Source organism: Paenibacillus luteus (assembly GCF_006542765.1).
GTDB lineage: Bacteria > Bacillota > Bacilli > Paenibacillales > Paenibacillaceae > Pristimantibacillus > Pristimantibacillus luteus.
In genome coordinates, this window is record NZ_SKCD01000066.1 from 165,580 (window position 1) to 184,366 (window position 18,787).

14 protein-coding genes and 1 other annotated feature (1 of these 15 cut by a window edge) are annotated in these 18,787 nt (G+C 48.3%); of the genes, 13 read left to right on the plus strand and 1 reads right to left on the minus strand.

The annotated features are described in order from the left end of the window. Positions 1 to 260: a binding site (T-box leader), on the plus strand; it begins 47 nt to the left of the window's first position. Positions 261 to 308: 48 nt separating this feature from the next. Both ileS and E0496_RS31090 read left to right on the plus strand, forming a co-directional pair. Next, positions 309 to 3,407 carry an isoleucine--tRNA ligase gene (gene ileS / locus E0496_RS31085; RefSeq protein WP_141505972.1) on the plus strand — a complete coding sequence of 1,033 codons (3,099 nt, stop codon included), beginning with the start codon at positions 309 to 311 and terminating at the stop codon, positions 3,405 to 3,407. A 202-nt stretch (positions 3,408 to 3,609) separates the two neighbouring features. Then, positions 3,610 to 3,888, plus strand: coding sequence for a DUF5665 domain-containing protein (locus E0496_RS31090; RefSeq protein ID WP_241675060.1), 279 nt, complete (start codon positions 3,610 to 3,612; stop codon positions 3,886 to 3,888). Here E0496_RS31090 and E0496_RS31095 read toward each other — a convergent pair whose 3' ends face one another. Beyond that, entirely contained in the window at positions 3,889 to 4,620 is a 732-nt protein-coding gene (locus E0496_RS31095) for a TraR/DksA C4-type zinc finger protein (RefSeq protein WP_141505842.1), read from the minus strand. 235 nt (positions 4,621 to 4,855) lie between these two features. On the opposite strand from E0496_RS31095, the gene lspA reads away from it, so the two are divergent. The 11 genes from lspA (at position 4,856) to E0496_RS31150 (ending at position 18,663) form a co-directional block, all read left to right on the plus strand. Next, complete coding sequence (gene lspA / locus E0496_RS31100; protein WP_139997975.1) at positions 4,856 to 5,377, plus strand: signal peptidase II; 522 nt, start codon at positions 4,856 to 4,858, stop codon at positions 5,375 to 5,377. Next, positions 5,358 to 6,296, plus strand: coding sequence for an RluA family pseudouridine synthase (locus E0496_RS31105; RefSeq protein WP_141505843.1), 939 nt, complete (start codon positions 5,358 to 5,360; stop codon positions 6,294 to 6,296). The genes lspA and E0496_RS31105 overlap by 20 nt, the downstream gene beginning before the upstream one ends. A gap of 119 nt (positions 6,297 to 6,415) precedes the next feature. Next, complete coding sequence (locus tag E0496_RS31110; RefSeq protein WP_141505844.1) at positions 6,416 to 7,651, plus strand: LL-diaminopimelate aminotransferase; 1,236 nt, start codon at positions 6,416 to 6,418, stop codon at positions 7,649 to 7,651. Positions 7,652 to 8,014: 363 nt separating this feature from the next. Further along, positions 8,015 to 8,590: a bifunctional pyr operon transcriptional regulator/uracil phosphoribosyltransferase PyrR gene (gene pyrR / locus E0496_RS31115; protein ID WP_141505845.1), complete on the plus strand. Its 576-nt coding sequence runs from the start codon at positions 8,015 to 8,017 to the stop codon at positions 8,588 to 8,590. After that, positions 8,587 to 9,486, plus strand: coding sequence for an aspartate carbamoyltransferase catalytic subunit (locus tag E0496_RS31120; protein WP_141505846.1), 900 nt, complete (start codon positions 8,587 to 8,589; stop codon positions 9,484 to 9,486). The genes pyrR and E0496_RS31120 overlap by 4 nt, the downstream gene beginning before the upstream one ends. A 43-nt stretch (positions 9,487 to 9,529) precedes the next feature. After that, on the plus strand, positions 9,530 to 10,816 hold the full coding sequence (locus E0496_RS31125; RefSeq protein ID WP_141505847.1) for a dihydroorotase: 1,287 nt from the start codon (positions 9,530 to 9,532) through the stop codon (positions 10,814 to 10,816). Between the two features lie 64 nt (positions 10,817 to 10,880). Beyond that, positions 10,881 to 12,026 carry a glutamine-hydrolyzing carbamoyl-phosphate synthase small subunit gene (gene carA / locus E0496_RS31130; RefSeq protein ID WP_141505848.1) on the plus strand — a complete coding sequence of 382 codons (1,146 nt, stop codon included), beginning with the start codon at positions 10,881 to 10,883 and terminating at the stop codon, positions 12,024 to 12,026. Further along, positions 12,013 to 15,237: a carbamoyl-phosphate synthase large subunit gene (gene carB, locus E0496_RS31135; RefSeq protein ID WP_141505849.1), complete on the plus strand. Its 3,225-nt coding sequence runs from the start codon at positions 12,013 to 12,015 to the stop codon at positions 15,235 to 15,237. Before carA ends, carB begins: the two co-directional genes overlap by 14 nt. A 138-nt stretch (positions 15,238 to 15,375) precedes the next feature. Beyond that, a complete protein-coding gene (gene pyrF / locus E0496_RS31140; protein WP_141505850.1) occupies positions 15,376 to 16,113 on the plus strand; it encodes an orotidine-5'-phosphate decarboxylase in 738 nt (245 codons plus the stop codon). After that, positions 16,106 to 16,753 carry an orotate phosphoribosyltransferase gene (gene pyrE / locus E0496_RS31145; RefSeq protein ID WP_141505851.1) on the plus strand — a complete coding sequence of 216 codons (648 nt, stop codon included), beginning with the start codon at positions 16,106 to 16,108 and terminating at the stop codon, positions 16,751 to 16,753. The genes pyrF and pyrE overlap by 8 nt, the downstream gene beginning before the upstream one ends. A gap of 182 nt (positions 16,754 to 16,935) precedes the next feature. Further along, on the plus strand, positions 16,936 to 18,663 hold the full coding sequence (locus tag E0496_RS31150) for a methyl-accepting chemotaxis protein (protein ID WP_141505852.1): 1,728 nt from the start codon (positions 16,936 to 16,938) through the stop codon (positions 18,661 to 18,663). Positions 18,664 to 18,787 lie beyond the last annotated feature (124 nt).

Sequence of the window (18,787 nt, forward strand, 5' to 3'; positions counted from 1 at the left end):
GAGCCGGCGGCAGCTGAAAGCCCGGTGTGTGAGCCATTGCGGAATATCCTCTCTGAGAAGCAGCGCCGAACCTGCAATTGCACCAATAAGCGTTGACGGCCGTCCCCCGTTACAGGGAACGCGAACGAATCGTTCGCGACTAAGGTGCCGCATGAAGCACAGCTCGGCTTGAGCTGCCTGCCTTCGGCTTCAAGCTTACTTTGTATAGCTGAAGCATGTGCGGAACAAGGGTGGTAACGCGACTAAGCCTCGTCCCTTCTCATAGGGATGAGGCTTTATTTTTGTTTTTAACATAGGAGGCTGAAATGATGCAACGCGTAGACGTAAAGGAACGTGCACGCTCTCGTGAGCTGCGTGTGCTTGAGAAATGGAAAACGGAAGATACATTCAAGAAATCAATCGAAAATCGGGAAGGCAAACCAAACTTCGTCTTTTATGAAGGGCCGCCAACCGCTAACGGTGCTCCGCATATCGGTCACGTGCTTGGCCGCGTAATAAAGGATTTTATTTGCCGATACAAAACGATGGCAGGCTATCGGGTCATCCGTAAAGCGGGCTGGGATACGCATGGCTTGCCAGTTGAGCTAGGCGTAGAGAAGCAGCTTGGGATTTCCGGCAAGCAAGAGATAGAAGATTATGGCGTAGAGAAATTCGTCAAAAAATGTAAGGCCAGCGTATTTGAATATGAGAAGCAATGGCGCGAGTTGACAGAAGGCATTGCTTATTGGACCGACTTAGACAATCCATATATCACCTTGAAAAATGAGTACATCGAAAGCGTATGGCATATTTTATCGACGATTCACGGCAAAGGCTTGTTGTACCGCGGTCATCGCGTTAGTCCTTACTGCCCGGATTGCCAAACGACACTCAGCTCCCATGAGGTTGCTCAGGGCTATGAGGATGTCAAAGATTTGAGCGCGACTGCAAAATTCAAGTTATTCGAATCAGGCGAGTTCGTTCTAGCTTGGACGACTACGCCTTGGACGCTGCCAGCGAACGTAGCGCTTGCTGTTAATCCTGAACTGGATTATGTTCGTGCAGCCAAGAATGGCGAAGTTTATATCGTAGCTCAAAACTTAGCGGAGAAGGTATTTAAAGATGAGTACGAAGTGCTTTCGGTTGTAAAAGGTGCTGAGCTCGTTGGGCTTCGTTATGAAGCGCCATTTAACTACGTAGCGCTCGACAAAGGGCATGTCGTTATTGCCGGCGATTTCGTCAGCGATACAAGCGGTACCGGTATCGTTCATATCGCTCCGGCTCACGGTGAGGATGACTACCGTGTCGCGCGTGAGAACGGCATAAGTATGCTGAGCGTTGTTGATTTGGCAGGCCGCTACGTTGCAGAAGTAACCGACTTTGCCGGGCGTTTCGTCAAAGACAGTGAGCTAGATATCGATATCGTGAAAAACTTGAGCGAACGCGGTTTGCTTTACTCCAAGGAACGTTATGAGCATAGCTATCCGTTCTGCTGGCGCTGTAAAACGCCTTTGATCTATTACGCAATGGAAAGCTGGTTTATTAAAACGACAGCTGTGAAGGATCAATTGATTGCCAACAACAATACAGTTGATTGGTATCCGGGCCATATCCGTGAAGGTCGCTTCGGCAAGTTTCTGGAGGATCTGGTTGATTGGAACATCAGCCGGAATCGTTACTGGGGAACGCCTCTGAACGTTTGGGTTTGCGATGTGACTGGCAAGGAGTATTCGCCAAGCAGCATTGCCGATCTTCGTGCGATGGCTGTCGGTGATGTACCGGAGGATATCGAGCTTCATAAGCCATACGTGGATGGAATTAAGCTCAAATCGCCATATGCCGAGGGTGCGGAAATGACCCGTACCCCAGAAGTTATCGATGTCTGGTTCGACAGCGGATCGATGCCGTTTGCTCAGCACCATCATCCATTTGAGAACGAGGAGCAATTTGCTGATCAATACCCTGCGGATATCATCTGCGAAGGAATCGACCAAACGCGCGGCTGGTTCTACAGTTTGCTTGCGGTCTCTACGCTATATAATGGCAAGGCACCGTACAAAGCGGTTATCTCAACCGGCCATATTTTGGATGAAAACGGGCAAAAGATGTCCAAATCCAAAGGGAATGTTATCGATCCTTGGGAAATCATCAATGAATACGGAACAGACGCGTTCCGCTGGGCTTTGCTAGCAGATAGCGCTCCTTGGAACAGCAAGCGCTTCTCGCGCGGCATCGTTGGCGAAGCAAAATCCAAAGTGATTGATACAATCGTTAACACACATGCATTTTTCGCATTGTATGCGTCCATTGATGGTTATGATTATACGGCGCATGAGGAAAAGAAATCGGACAACAAGCTGGATCGCTGGATCATTTCACGCTTGAACAGCTTAATCAATACGGTGAATAAAGGGCTCGAGGTCAATGATTTCCTTAACCCTGCCAAATCCATTGAGCTTTTCGTTGATGAGCTTAGCAACTGGTATATCCGCCGCTCGCGTGATCGTTTCTGGGGAAGTGGGCTGTCAGAGGATAAGCTTGCTGCTTATCAAACGCTGCGCAGCGTGCTGCTGACGCTCTCGCGTCTAATTGCGCCTTATGCACCGCTTCTGGCTGAAGATGTTTACGGCAATCTTGGCGGAACAGGCAGCGTTCATCTCGCAGATTATCCGAAAGTGGATGAGTCGGCGATCGATGAAACGTTGGAGCTAGACATGGAGAACGCAAAACAAATTGTTGAGCTGGCACGCAATGTCCGCAATGAAACAGGCATCAAAACTCGTCAGCCTCTTTCGGAGCTTATCGTATCTCTTGATCGTGATTTTCATGTGGCGGACTACGAGGATATCGTAAAGGATGAAATCAACGTGAAAACCATTACGGTACAGCATTCAGACAGCGGCTTTGTCGACTTTACTTTGAAGCTGAATCTTAAGGTTGCAGGCAAAAAATACGGTAAAAACGTCGGTGCTATTCAAGGTCAGCTTAAAGGTCTGAACGCTGATCAAACACGCGATATCGTAAATGGCGGAAGCTTCGCCTTTACGAGTGCAGAGGGCGAGCAGCTTGCGATTTCCGTAGAAGAGCTTCTAGTCGAAAAACAAGCGAAATCCGGCTTTGCATCAGCATCTGGAAATGGCGTGACTGTAGCCTTGAATACGGATATTACGCCTGAGCTCGAGCAAGAGGGCTGGGTCCGTGAAGTGATTCGTGCCGTGCAGGATACGCGCAAAAAGCTTGACCTCGCTATCGAGAAAAGGATTGATCTTGTCCTTGATGTAGATACTGAGCTCAAGGCTGCGCTTGAAGCGTTCTCTGAAGTGCTCTACGATAATGTGCTCGTTCAAAGCGTGACTTACGAGGTAGTGCCTGAGATGGAGAAAGTATCACTCGGCAGCAAGGAAATAGGGATTTTCATCCGCGGTTAAGGATATAGTATAGAGTAGAATAACAAGCGAAAAACGAGGCCGTCGCCTGCCGGCTGCTGCAGCCCGCGACCGAATGGTCACATGGCGCAAGCAGTAGGAGGAAAGGGCCTCGTTTTCTTGTTTGACAAAGGGGATGCCTCGTATGAAACCAAATAACCCGGAACAGCCGAAAAATTTGAACGAGCTACATACTTCGTTAAACATGCTTGATAAACGATTGCAAACGATCGCTGCGGATATGGAACGATCACAGATGGCCGAATATGTTGACTTATTGAATAGGCCGCGAGCATTGATTTGGAGAAATCTGCTCGCGGGTACGGCCAGAGGCGTCGGCATTGCCATCGGTTTTACTTTTTTTGCTGCGACTATTCTTTACGTGTTGAAGATACTTGGAGCCCTAAATCTTCCTATTATTGGCGACTATATCGCAGACATCGTCCGCATTGTTCAAATTCAGCTGGAAGGGAAAACGTACTAATTATCCGTTTTCGTTCAGCTCGTCGTTTTCTAGTCCGTGATCGCCTTCACCTGCTTTTAAATAATGCTGATATTCACGGTTTCGAATGACGGACACATGACGGCCTGTTATGTCAGTCGCGAGAAAGCTTTCAATGGACTCAACAAAGCCGTCATGCTCAAACGCATCGATGCCTACATGCTCATAATCAGCTACATCCCGATTTTCAGACATAGCAGGTGAATCGGCATTGCCCCATTGCTCGACAATTTGCCAGGCATCCTCCCCGTCAAAGCCGTTATAAGAGTCCTGCTCGTCCATGCTGGTTCGGCCAAATGGGGGATCGAGCAGTAATTCTTCTACAGGCCTGCGCAGCGACACATACTGACGGGGAGCGTGCTCAATGCAATGCAGCGTATCGGGAACAGCATCGAGCCGCTCAAGCGGAATCGGCTCATTGCAGGCTGCACATATCCCATATGTGCCATTTGCAATGGCCTCTAAAGCGGCGTCAATTCGCCTTAAATGAAGCTCCTCTTGTTCAAGCAGTGCGATATCCTTCTCACGCTCATAAAGCTCGGTTGCCGTATCGCCGGGATGATTATCAATCGAGGTAAGCTCGCCAGTGTTGTCCCGCAAAGAATGTGAAAGCCCATAATGGTCTTCGTCGGATAGGCGATGTTCGATTTCGCGCTGCTCATCGAGTAGTCTGCTTTGAAGCAGCATAACATGAGCTGATGATGGGGTTGTCATTTAGAGCGCCCTCCTTAAAAGGAAACATAATTGCTGTATTAGCTTAACCGAAAGCCGGCTTTTCAGTATGGACTTGAATGGAAGAGAGGCCTTTATTCGCCGATGCTGGCTCTCTTTTGGTTCAATATGCTACAATTGATTGGAATAATAGGGACAAGCATGATAATGAAGCTCGATTGAGCTACAGTCATGAGTGTCGTGAAACGTGGCTTCACCAAAAAATAGGAGTGATCACATGCGTTTTTATTATTACTGGATCGCGGTACTGGTTTTTATTCTTGATTTTGCAACAAAAAGATTAATTGAATCCAAACTAGTCATTGCGGAGCAAATTAGCGTTATCGGTAATTTCTTTCTGATTACTTCGCACCGCAACCGTGGAGCAGCATTTGGCATTTTGCAGGAGCAGCGCTTGTTTTTCATCATTATTACCTTGGTTATTGTCTCAGGCATTATTTGGTACATACAGATGATGCGCAAATCTGCAAAGCCATGGCTGCTTGTAGGGCTAGGCCTTGTGCTTGGCGGAGCGATCGGGAACTTTTTGGACCGTGCTCGCTTTGGTGAGGTTACCGACTTCCTGCAATTTAATTTTGGCAGCTATGAATTTCCGATTTTCAACATTGCGGATTCAGGTATCGTCTGTGGAGTAGCCTTAATTTTAATTGACACGCTATTATCAGCTAAAGAAGACAAAAAACGTTCGCAAAATGGAGAGGACAAGGATCAAAACAATCATGAGCAGCAGCCTATATAATGAAGAACCGCTCGAATGGATCGCAGCCGAGGAGCAAGCCGGCGAGCGGGTAGATAAGTTTGTAACCGACAGCATGGATGAACAAGGCGTGTCAAGAACGCAAGTACAGGAATGGATCAAGGCTGGAGCCGTTGTGGTAGACGGCAAGGTAGCGAAAGCAAATGTGAAAATTGCTGAGGGCAACAAGGTTGTGCTGCATATACCAGAGCCAGAGGAAGCCGCAATCGTTCCTGAGAACATTCCGCTGGAAGTGATTTATGAGGATTCGGATCTGATCGTTATTAACAAAAAACGCGGCATGGTCGTGCACCCAGCGCCAGGCCATTCATCGGGAACACTGGTTAATGCGCTAATGTATCATTGCAAGGATCTATCAGGCATCAACGGCATGATCCGCCCCGGGATTGTACATCGTATAGACAAGGATACAACGGGATTGCTGATGGCAGCGAAGAACGATCTTGCACATATTTCCTTAGCAGAGCAGCTTAAAGATCATACGGTTACTCGTAAATATATCGCTTTGGTGCATGGCAATTTGCCGCATGATCAAGGTACAATTGATGCGCCCATCGGACGTGACCAGAATGACCGCAAGCTGTTTACGGTGACAGAACGCAACAGCAGGCATGCGGTGACTCACTTCCATGTGCTGGAGCGTTTGGGGGATTATACGGTAGTGGAGCTTCAACTGGAGACGGGCCGAACTCACCAAATTCGCGTGCATATGAAGTACATCGGACATCCGCTAGCAGGCGATCCGGTTTATGGAAGGAATAAGACCGTTGCACTGAAAGGTCAAGCCTTGCATGCGACCTTGCTTGGCTTTACGCATCCGCGCAGCGGGGAACGATTGGAGTTTGAAATGCCTTTGCCCGCTGACTTTGAATTTGTGTTAAGCAATCTGCGATCCAGATAATGTGAAACGTCCAAAAGTGCAAACTTTTCACCACTTTATTCATTATTTCGAGCTGAGAAGTAAGTTATTCTAACAATAACAACAGAAATCAATGAGAAAATAAGGATAGGTGACATGAAATGACATCCATTAATCAAAATTACTTGGAGCTGCAAGGCAGCTACTTGTTCTCTGAAATTGCCAAGCGCCGCACAAAATTTATTCAAGACAATCCGAATGCTGAAATCATCAGTTTGGGTATTGGCGACGTTACACGCGGTTTACCAGATGCGGTACTGAACGCTATGCACAGTGCAGTAGATGAGCTTGCAGCTCCCGGTTCTTTCCGCGGCTATGGCCCGGAACAAGGATATGATTTCTTGATTAATGCGATTATCGAAAATGATTATAAATCACGCGGCATTGACATTGCCACGAATGAAGTATTCGTGAGCGACGGATCCAAATGCGATGTCGGCAACATTCAAGAAATTTTCAGCGAAAACAGCATTGTAGCCGTACAAGATCCCGTATATCCGGTTTATGTCGATACGAACGTAATGGCGGGACGCTCGGGCAAATACAACCAAGAAACAAAGCGTTATGAGAATATTGCTTACTTGGAGTGCACGGCTGAGAATGATTTCAAGCCAAGCTTGCCGGACCGCAAAGTTGATATCATATACTTGTGCTATCCGAACAATCCAACCGGCATGACGCTGACTAAGGACGAGCTTAAAGTATGGGTTGACTACGCGCGAGCGAACAACTGCATCATTCTTTATGATTCTGCTTATGAAGCGTTCATTCAAGAAGAAGATGTTCCGCATAGCATTTATGAAATTGAAGGAGCTCGTGAAGTGGCAATTGAATTCCGCAGCTTCTCCAAAACGGCAGGCTTCACGGGTGTACGCTGCGCATATACAGTTGTACCGCGTGAGCTGAAAGGTCTTGACGCTTCCGGCAACGAAGTATTGATCAACGATTTGTGGAACCGCCGTCACACGACGAAATTCAATGGCGTTTCTTATGTGACACAGCGCGGGGCTGCAGCGATTTACTCAGCAGAAGGCAAAGAGCAAATCAAAACGCTCGTTGATTATTACATGGCGAATGCTGCGATTATCCGTGATGGGTTGGCCTCTCTTGGCCTTGAGGTGTTTGGAGGCGTGAACGCTCCTTACATCTGGTTGAAAACACCGAACGGCATGGATTCCTGGTCCTTCTTCGACAAGCTTCTTACTGAAGCTAACATTGTAGGTACGCCAGGCGTAGGCTTCGGTCAGAGCGGCCAAGGCTACTTCCGCCTTACCGCTTTCGGAAGCAGAGAAAATACAGAAAAAGCTGTGGAAAGAATTCGCAAGCTTAGCCTGTAACCATTTTTAAACATAGAAGACTTGCTTACAACGCTTACCTTGTATAGCCAATCGGAATAGGACCACACTAAGTACAAGCGGAAATAATCGTTTTTACTTGACATCTTTTGTCGAACGTGGGATAATTCCTATGATATACATCAGTACCTTTAAATCAGTCCCGAGAGGCTGGCAAGGTAGCGTGAATAACAGGCACATCGAAGAGTGAAATAGGACAGCCTAAAGGGCAGCTTTCTGTGACGGAAGCGGCTTGGGCTTGTACCCTGTCTCTTCATGGCCGGTCACAAGCTCCTTGCGATTTATGGCAAGGAGCTTTTTTGTCGCAACCTGGCATTTGGGCGATTATGGAAGGAGTCAGCGGAAATGACGGAAGAAGAGCATTTAGTCATCATGGATGAAACGGCAATTCGACGTGCATTAACGCGAATTGCTCACGAGATCGTGGAGAAGAACAAAGGCATCGATAATTGCGTAATCGTCGGAATACGGACGCGGGGCATCTACCTTGCTCGCCGCATTGCCGAGCGAATCGGTGAAATCGAAGGCAAGCCCGTTATCGTAAGCGAACTCGATATCACACACTATCGCGATGACCGGAAAGCAGGGATTGCAGCAGACGTAGAAGTCGCCGCAGCAATTGGCGATACGGACGGCGTACCCTTTACAGTACAGGACAAACGGATTATTTTATTCGATGACGTGCTGTACACGGGGCGCACGATTCGCGCAGCAATGGATGCGCTAATGGATTGTGGCAGACCACAAAGCATACAGCTTGCTGTGCTCGTGGACAGAGGCCATAGAGAACTTCCGATCAGGCCTGATTTTGTAGGCAAAAACGTGCCTACCTCAAAGCAGGAGCAAATTGAAGTGGCTTTAACTGAAATTGATCAAATCGACCAGGTAACGATCATTAACCAGAGGGGGCAAGCCGGATGACGATGACGCAGCTTAAACAACGGAGTTTGCTCGGATTAAAAGAGCTCAGCAAAGAAGAGATTGAATCAATTCTGGATCGCGCCGCTTATTGGGAAAACCAAGCGGTAAAAGTTCATACGACGATGCAGGGCAAGTTTGCAGCCAATATGTTTTTTGAAAACAGCACGCGTACCCGTTTTTCGTTCGAAGTAGCTGAGAAGCGTCTGGGTACAGAGGTACTGAACTTCTCGTCTGCGGTATCAAGCGTCCAGAAGGGTGAATCGATCTACGATACGGTTCGCACCTTGGAATCCATGGGAATCGATGTGGGTATCATTCGTTTGAAGCCCATTGGCGTCCTTGCCGAGCTGGCAACAAAGATCAAAGTGCCTTTGATCAATGCCGGTGACGGCAATAACGAGCACCCTACACAAGCGCTGCTCGATATGTATACGATGAGAAAACATTTTGGACAGCTGAAAGGCTTGACGGTGTCCATCATTGGCGATGTGCTTCACAGCCGTGTAGCCAGATCGAACCTGTGGGCGCTTCAGAAATTCGGGGTCAACGTAAACTTCTGCTCGCCGCCGAATATGCAGGCTTCTGAACTTGATGTCAATTATGTATCTATAGATGAAGCTTTAAAATCAGATGTTGTCATGATGCTGCGCGTGCAGCTTGAGCGTCATGAGAGCGGCATGCTAAGCTCCGCTGAGAGCTACCGCGAGCATTACGGCCTTACAGTGGAGCGGGCAAGCAAACTGGCCAGCCATGCGATTATCATGCATCCTGCGCCAATTAACCGCAATGTTGAAATTGACGATGAACTGGTAGAGCATTCGCAATCACGCATTTTCCCACAAATGGAGAACGGGGTTCCGATTCGAATGGCCGTTGTAGAACGGGCTCTCAGCTAGCGCCAGCAGCATAGAACGAACAAATCCGGAGGGGGAATCATCAATGTCATTATGGATTATAAACGGTAACGTATGGAACGAAACCTCGGGCAAACTAGAAAGCAAGCATATTCAAATCGCAAACGGTAAAATCGAAGCGGTCATTGACGGCGGACAATCGCCGGATACGGGCAGCGCTGAGGTTATCGATGCGCAGGGCAAGCTGGTATCGCCAGGCTTCATCGACATGCACGTGCATTTGCGTGACCCTGGTTTCGAATATAAAGAAGACATTGCAACGGGAACAGCTTCGGCAGCCAAGGGCGGCTTCACAACGATCGCCTGCATGCCTAACACGCGTCCAGTAACGGACACAGCCGAAACCGTTCGTTACATTACAAACAAAGCCGAGCAGGTGGGTGTGGTTAAAGTGCTTCCTTACGCATCCATCACCAAAAATGAGCTTGGCCGTGAACTCACTGATTTTGCTTCTCTGAAAGAAGCTGGCGCGATTGGCTTCACGGATGACGGAGTCGGCGTGCAAAACGCCCAAATGATGAAAAATGCGATGGCGCTGGCGCAATCGATGGATATGCCAATCATCGCACACTGCGAGGACGATACGCTGGTTGAAGGCGCATGGGCTTCGGAAGGCGAATTTTCCCGCAAGCATGGCCTGAAGGGCATTCCGAATGAATCGGAAGCGATCCATGTTGGCAGAGATATTCTGCTGGCAGAAGCGACAGGCGTGCATTACCATATTTGCCACGTCAGCACGGAGCAGTCGGTTCGTCTGATCCGTCTAGCGAAATCGATCGGCGTAAAGGTAACCGCAGAGGTTTGCCCGCATCACCTGCTGTTGTCCGATGAGGACATCCCAGGCCTAGATGATGCGAATTGGAAAATGAATCCGCCGCTCCGCACGCCGCGTGACGTGCAAGCGGTAATCGAAGCGCTGGAGGACGGCACAATCGATATGGTCGTAACCGACCATGCGCCGCACAGTGCAGAAGAAAAGGCGCGCGGCGTTCAGCTTGCTCCTTTTGGAATCGTGGGCTTCGAGACGGCTTTCCCGCTCTTGTACACCAAGTTTGTACAAACCGGCAAATGGACGCTTGGCTTCCTGCTGCAGCGCATGACGGCTGACCCGGCTCGCGTCTTCCGCCTTCCGACTGGCCGCCTTGAGCAAGGTGCTCCTGCGGATGTCACAATCGTAGATTTGGACAGCGAACGTTCGGTTGATCCAAGCACCTTCGCTTCGAAAAGCAACAATACGCCATTCGGCGGCTGGAAGCTTAGCGGCTGGCCGGTAACTACCATTGTTGACGGAGCGGTCGTTTGGTCCGAATAATACCTGATTAACAACTTACTTAAGCCTATATATAGGATGAATCAACACCTGAGGAGTGATACGGATGCAAGCAAGATTATTGTTAGAAGATGGTACGCTATTTACAGGCCTCTCGTTCGGCGCTGAAGCACAGATGATGGGTGAGGTCGTATTTAATACAGGAATTACGGGTTATCAAGAGGTTCTGTCCGATCCTTCCTACTGCGGTCAAATCGTGACGATGACTTACCCGCTTATCGGCAACTATGGCATCACTCGCGATGACTTTGAAGCCATGCGCCCATTCATTCACGGCTTTGTAGTCCGCCGTCATGAAGAAGTGCCAAGCAACTGGCGCGCGCAATATTCGCTCGGTCAGCTTTTGAAAGAGTACGGCATTCCGGGCATTAGCGATATCGATACTCGCATGCTTACGCGCAAACTGCGCAACTACGGAACGATGAAAGGCCTTATTACAACAGGCAACGAACGTGTGGAAGAGCTTGCTGAGCGTCTGAACATTTCCAAGCTGATGACGGATCAAGTTGCACGTACATCGACTTCGCATGTATTCTCAAGCCCAGGTCAAGGCGAGCGTATCGTGCTTGTTGACTTCGGTGCAAAAAGCGGCATTTTGCGCGAGCTTACGAAGCGCGGCTGTGACGTCGTGGTCGTTCCTCACAATACAACAGCAGAAGAGATTCGTCGCCTGGCTCCGGATGGCATTCAATTGTCGAATGGCCCTGGGGACCCACTGGATGTACCTTACGCTGTGAAAATGATCTCTGAGCTGCTTGGCGAATATCCGATCTTCGGGATTTGCCTTGGTCATCAACTGTTCGCACTGGCTTGCGGCGCACAAACGACTAAGCTGAAATTCGGCCACCGCGGCGGAAATCATCCAGTCAAAGAACTGGCAACAAACCGTTGCTACATTACTTCTCAGAACCACGGCTATACGGTGCTTGAGGATTCTATTCAAAATACACCGTTGTTGGTTACTCATATCAACAATAATGACCGGACAATCGAAGGCTTGAAGCACAATACATTCCCGGCGTTCTCTGTTCAATATCACCCTGAGGCAGCGCCAGGACCTTACGATTCCAGCTACCTTTTCGATGAATTCCTTGAGATGATCCGCACGCATAAGAAAAATAACCCACAAAAACGTCGTCAAGCGGTATTATCGGAGACGTTGAAAGGAGAGCTTCAGTATGCCCAAAAATAATGAACTCAAAAAAATTCTCGTAATCGGATCCGGCCCAATTGTCATCGGACAAGCGGCGGAATTTGACTATGCAGGTACGCAGGCCTGCCAAGCTCTAAAAGAAGAGGGCTACGAGGTTGTCCTTATCAATAGTAACCCAGCAACAATTATGACGGATACAAACATGGCAGATAAGGTTTACATCGAGCCAATCACGTTGGATTTCGTATCCCAAATCATTCGCCAGGAGCGTCCGGATGGTCTTCTTCCAACGCTTGGCGGACAAACGGGTCTTAACATGGCGGTTGAGCTTGCTCGCGCTGGCGTTCTTGAACGCGAAAACGTTAAGCTGCTCGGAACACAGCTAACAGCGATTGAGAAAGCGGAGGATCGCGATTTGTTCCGTGATCTAATGCGTGAGCTTGAGCAGCCGGTACCGGATAGCGATATCGTAACCACAGTTGAAGCTGCGATCAGCTTCGCCAAAACCATTGGTTATCCAATCATCGTTCGTCCAGCATATACGCTTGGCGGAACAGGCGGCGGCATTTGCGCTAACGAAGACGAGCTTCGCGAGACGGTGGCTTCCGGTATTCGTTACAGCCCAATCAGCCAGTGCCTGATTGAAAAATCGATCGCAGGCATGAAGGAAGTTGAATATGAAGTTATGCGTGATGCGAACGACAACTGTATTGTTGTCTGCAACATGGAGAACTTTGACCCGGTTGGCGTACATACCGGCGACAGTATTGTCGTAGCGCCTAGCCAAACGTTGTCTGACCGCGAGTACCAAATGCTCCGTTCAGCATCATTGAAAATCATTCGTGCTTTGAACATCGAAGGCGGTTGTAATGTACAATTCGCACTTGATCCGCAAAGCTATCAATATTATGTTATCGAAGTTAACCCGCGCGTAAGCCGCTCTTCGGCACTAGCATCCAAAGCAACAGGCTATCCAATTGCCAAGATGGCAGCTAAAATCGCGATTGGTTACACATTGGATGAGCTTGTTAACCCGGTTACAGGTCAAACGTACGCTTGCTTCGAGCCTACGCTGGATTATATCGTATCGAAAATTCCACGCTGGCCGTTTGACAAGTTCGTGAATGCGAACCGTAAACTAGGCACGCAAATGAAAGCAACGGGCGAGGTTATGGCGATTGGCCGTACGTTCGAGGAATCGATCCACAAAGCCGTTCGCTCCCTTGAAATCGGCGCACACCGTATTCATTTGAAAGAAGCTTCTTCATTAGAAGATGCTGTACTGCGCTCGCGCTTGGAGAAACCGGATGATGAGCGTATGTTCCTTGTAGCGGAAGCTTTCCGCCGTGGCTACAAGCTTCAAGAAATTCAAGATCTTACGAATATCGACTGGTGGTTCCTAGATAAAATTCAGTCAATCGTAGCGTTCGAAGATCGCATGCGCAGTGAATCAACCTTGACGGCTCAGACGCTTTACGAAGCAAAACGCAAAGGCTTCTCTGACCGTTCGATTGCAGAAGTTCGCAGCGAAGGCTTCCCTAATGGCAGCCATACGACAGAAGCAGATGTTCGCGCGCTTCGCGTACAGCAAAACCTGAAGCCTGTATACAAAATGGTAGATACTTGCGCGGCGGAATTTGAAGCCTCAACGCCGTATTACTACTCGACTTATGAAGTTGAGAATGAAGTTACTCAAACGGACAAACAGAAAGTGCTCGTTCTTGGTTCTGGTCCGATTCGTATCGGTCAAGGTATCGAGTTCGATTACTCCACTGTTCACGCAGTTTGGGCGATTCAAAAAGCAGGCTACGAAGCGGTTATCATCAACAACAACCCTGAGACAGTTTCGACTGATTTCAGCACATCGGATAGATTGTATTTTGAGCCTTTGTTCTTCGAAGATGTAATGAACGTCATTGAGCAAGAGAATCCAATTGGCGTAATCGTTCAATTCGGCGGCCAAACCGCAATTAACCTTGCAGCTCCGCTTTCCAAAGCAGGGGTACGTATTCTTGGCTCCAGTCTTGAGAGCATCGATTCAGCAGAGGATCGTAAGAAATTTGAAGCATTGCTTCGGAGCTTGAGCATTGCGCAGCCTGATGGCAAGACTGTAACAACGGTTGACGATGCTGTCGTAACAGCACAAGGCCTTGGTTATCCGGTTCTTGTACGTCCTTCGTACGTGCTTGGCGGCCGTGCGATGGAAATTGTTTACTCGGACGAAGAGCTTCTGAGCTATATGGAAGTTGCTGTGAAAATCAACCCTGAGCATCCGGTGCTTATCGACCGCTACATGCTTGGCAAAGAAGCAGAAGTGGATGCGATTTGTGATGGCGATACTGTCCTGATTCCAGGCATCATGGAGCATGTTGAGCGCGCAGGCGTTCACTCTGGGGATTCCATTGCAGTCTATCCGCCGCAGTCGCTATCCGATGATATCAAGAAACAAATCGTTGATATTACGATCAGCATTTCCAAAGCGCTCAATGTAATCGGACTTGTTAATATCCAGTTCGTTATTCATCAGGAGAAAGTGTACGTGATCGAGGTTAACCCACGTTCATCCCGTACCGTACCGTTCTTGAGCAAAGTTACGAATATTCCAATGGCTAACCTTGCTACGCAAGCGATTCTCGGAACGAAGCTTGCCGATCTCGGTTATGTGGACGGCTTGTGGCCTGAGGATGAGTATGTATCGGTTAAAGTACCTGTATTCTCCTTCGCTAAGCTGCGCCGCGTTGACCCTACCTTGACGCCTGAGATGAAGTCAACGGGCGAAGTTATGGGCCGTGACGTACAATACGCGAAAGCACTCTACAAAGGCCTCATCGGTGCAGGTATGAAAATTCCAACATCGGGAGCGATTATCGCAACCGTTGCGGACAAAGATAAAGAAGAAGCAACAGAATTGCTGCGCGGATTCTTTAATCTTGGTTACAAAATCATTGCTACAGGCGGAACGGCTAAAGCGCTGGAAGAAGCAGGCTTGATCGTTACTACTGTCAATAAGCTAAGCGAAGGATCGCCGAATATTCTGGATCTGGTACGTGAGGGCCAAGCGCAGTTTGTTGTCAATACGCTGACAAAAGGCAAAGCTCCTGAACGTGACGGATTCCGAATTCGCCGTGAAGCCGTTGAGAATGGCGTTGTTTGTATGACATCGCTAGATACGGTTCGCGCATTGCTAGTGATGCTCGAAACGTTGAATTTCTCCTCGCGCTCGATGCCGGTGCTGCTTCAAAAAAAATAAGCTGTTATCAGCTTAAAGTACGGCCAGCGTGATATGCTCCGCTATTCTCTGCTTGACATCCTGTCACGCGAGAATAGTAAGGAGCAGACGTATGGCCGTTTATTATGCCAATGAACAGAGAAAAAGGAGCGATTTCGAATGAAATTGTCAAACGAGCAAGCAGCAGGGCGCATTATGGTTGCATTGGACTACCCGGATGCGGCAGCGGCGGAGCGTTTAATCGCGGAGCTGGAGGGTATTCCTTGTTACATGAAGGTGGGAATGCAGCTGTTCTACGCTGCTGGGCCTTCGTTTGTGCAGAGCTTGAAAGAGCGAGGCTACTATGTTTTTCTCGATGTCAAAATGCATGATATACCGAACACGGTCAAAGGCGGGGCAGGCAGCGTAACGAAGCTGGGCGTGGATATGTTTAATATTCATGCGGCAGGAGGAAGCGCCATGCTGGAAGCTGCGATGGAAGGCGTGGATATCGCGCTTACGGGAAGCGCTCTGCGCAAACCGACGGTCATCGCGGTTACCCATTTGACAAGCACGAACCAAGCGATGCTGAATGAGCAAATCGGTATTGGCGGTACGGTTGAATCTGCGGTATTACGTTACGCGGAGTTAACGAAAAAAGCAGGCCTGGATGGGGTTGTGGCCTCGCCTTCTGAGGTTGAAGCGATTAAAGCGTTATGCGGTCCATCCTTTAAAACAGTAACGCCAGGCATCCGTCCCGCTGGATCGGATGTCAATGACCAGTCCCGCATTATGACGCCTAGCGAGGCTCTGCGGCAGGGAACGGATTATATGGTTATCGGCCGTCCGATTACAGCAGCACCTAACCCGCGTCAATCCATAGAATCCATTATTGAGGAGATGACTACTCATGAGTAAATTTACAGTAGCTGAATTGCCTAACGAGATTGCTAAGAGCTTGCTTGAGATTGAGGCTGTCGCTTTGCGGCCGAATGACCTTTTTACTTGGACTTCAGGCATCAAATCGCCTATTTATTGCGACAACAGACTGACGATGACCTATCCTGCCATTCGTGACTTGGTTGCGGAAGGCTTTGCGGCGATTATTCGCGAGCAATATCCAGACGCAGAGGTCATTGCGGGTACTTCTACGGCAGGTATCCCTCACGCAGCATGGGTTGCTCAGAAACTCAATCTGCCCATGGCTTATATCCGTGACAAAGCAAAAGGCCACGGCAAACAAAACCAGATCGAAGGACGAGTTCTCCCAGGCCAGAAAGTAGTCGTTATTGAGGATTTGATCTCAACGGGCGGAAGCTCTTTGAAAGCGGCACTGGCTGTTCGTGAGGCGGGTGCTGAGGTTTTGGCCGTGCTTGCCATCTTTACTTACGAATTCGACACAGCGATTCAAGCCTTTGCAGCGGAGCAGGTTCCACTGGCTACGTTGTCGAATTACAGCGCCTTGATTCAAACGGCATTGGAGCTTGGCAAGGTTGCTCCTGAGGATGTAGCTTCCCTGCAAGCTTGGAGACAAGATCCTCAATCCTTCGGTAAGTAATTGCAAAATTACGTGTAGACGAAAGGCATGCACTCTGTTTGAAGAGAGCATGCTTTTTTTATTTGGTAAATATAGGATTCGACAATATAATTTTAATATTTCTCATTTAATCTACTTATTTATCCGATTTTCCCGATAAATAGGTATAGAACTATTTTCATGTTGGAGGGACGGGATTTTTGATGAAATTATCTTTACGTTTGAGATTAGCGCTGCTGGCTATAGTGCCCTTGTTCTTTTATGCAGGGACAGGCCTTTATTTGCTCGGAGAGCAGCGCAGTATTTTTAACGATATGAAGGAGGGAATTTACGAGACATCCAATCAAATGGATACGCTCGTTTTAAATGCTGACCGCGATATGTACCAAGCTTATCAAGCCTATCTGAAGATTGAATCAGGTACATTGGACCAAGCAGGCTTGGAAGCTCAGCGAGCAGACTTAGCAGCAAATATTCAGCAGGTAGGGGAGCGTATTGAAGCTGCTCAAAAGATTTTGTACGATAATGAACTTCAAAGTTTGGCAGGCGGCACATCCAAACGTACTATCGATCAAATTTTAATTGAATTTAAAGCTAATTTTAATTTCTGGTCAGCAGCGGCAGTGAAAGGGGCTGCCGATTCAACCAGTCAATTTAAGAATGACCGAATTGATAAAAGCTTCGAAACCAGTCGTTCAGGGATTGATGAGATTGGAGAAAGCATTGACATTTATTCAGAAGAAACCATTGCTAGGTTGACGAAGGAATTAAATCAGACCCAGATCTTTATTTATATGGGGATTGGCTTAGTTACGCTCGTTTTGTCCATTAGCGTATTCTTTATGGTTCGGCAAATTATGAGAACGATCAAAAGCGTCGTATACAAAACCGGAAAGGTTGCAGAAGGAGATCTAACGGTCCTTCCGGATCAAAAGTATCAACATGATGAGCTAGGAACCATTTCAAAATCAGTCGACCACATGATCGAAGCGATGAAGAAGCTAGTTGGCGGCATCGCAGACAATGCAGCGGAGGTAACAAGCTCGACCCTGCAATTATCAACGGCTTCCAAGGAGTCTGCTGCAGCGACAGAGCATGTGGCTTTGAATATTCAGGAAGTGGCAAATGGCTCTGAGGTACAGGCAAGAGGGGCCGAAGAGACCTCTCGCGCTGTTGAAGAGATGACCATAGGTATTCAAAGAATTGCGGAGAATACGGCATCTATCGCTGATAAGTCAACTTCAACCTCTCGCCAGGCCGAACTCGGACATGAATCGCTGCTGCGCCTAGTTTCTCAAATGGGTGAAGTGACGGCGGTTATTGTGAAGCTGTCGGCTACCATTGTGACTCTGGAGCAGCGCTCCAAGGAGATCGGTACGATTGCTGAAAACATTACAAGCTTCGCTAATCAAACGAATATATTGTCGCTCAATGCATCCATTGAAGCAGCACGCGCAGGCGAGCAAGGCAGAGGCTTTGCGGTTGTGGCAGGAGAGATTCGCAAATTGGCAGCAGGCTCTCTTGCATCCGCAGATGGTATCCATCAGCTTGTTGATGAAACCCGCGGAGAAATTGCGGGAGCATCTGCCTACATGGCACAAACGAAGGAAGAGATGGAGCGAGGCAGCGAGCGTGTAAATGATGTTCGACAAAATCTCGATATTATTGTTGCTTCTATTAACCAGATGAGTGAGCAAATTCATGAAAATTCTGCGATTACGCAGCAAATGTCGGCTAGCTCAGAAGAGGTAAGTGCTTCTATGGAGCAAACGGCTTCCACTGCGGCTGCCAACCTAGAGAAGACGGAAAGCGTTGCAGCTGCCACGGAAGAGCAGCTGGCTTTGATGGACAATATTTCGTCTGCTGCCGGTCATTTAGATGCGATTGTCCGTGAGCTGGACCGTGCGATTTCGCAGTTTAAAGTGAAATAACAAGCTTGCTAATAGCTGTCGTCAGCGGGATTAAAATGCCTAAGCTGCCGGCAGTTTTTTTGCGTTTACAAATGTTTTAAAAAGATGTTTAAATTTGACGTAACTTTTTGAGCATGTCCTACGT